This window comes from Micromonospora sp. AB353, assembly GCF_049538395.1.
Taxonomy (GTDB): Bacteria; Actinomycetota; Actinomycetes; order Mycobacteriales; family Micromonosporaceae; genus Micromonospora; species Micromonospora aurantiaca.
On record NZ_JBMVFV010000201.1, the window covers coordinates 1 to 330 of the forward strand.

1 protein-coding gene is annotated in these 330 nt (G+C 70.0%); it reads right to left on the reverse strand.

Going from position 1 to position 330, the window contains the following annotated elements:
- Positions 1-330 (reverse strand): oligopeptide/dipeptide ABC transporter ATP-binding protein (locus tag ACPCK6_RS29680; RefSeq protein ID WP_423482867.1); only part of this gene is annotated, 330 nt, incomplete at both ends.

A 330-nucleotide genomic window follows, 5' to 3' on the forward strand; every position in this document is an offset into this window, starting at 1 on the left:
ATGCCCCGCCGCCCCCGCCGGGCCCAGCTCGGGTATCTCGGTGCGGGACCGGTCGCCGTTGACGTCGGCCCACCGGCAGCGCGGATGGAACGCGCACCCGGACGGCAGGTTGATCAGACTGGGCGGGTTGCCCGGGATCGGCAGCAGGTCCGCGTCCGCGTCGCCGTGCAACGACGGCACACTCGACAACAACCCCCACGTGTACGGATGCTGCGGCGCCCGCAGCACCCGCTGCACACTCCCGTGCTCCACCGCCCGGCCCGCATACATCACCAACACGTCATCAGCCACCTGACTGACCACGCCCAGATCGTGGGTGATCAACACGAT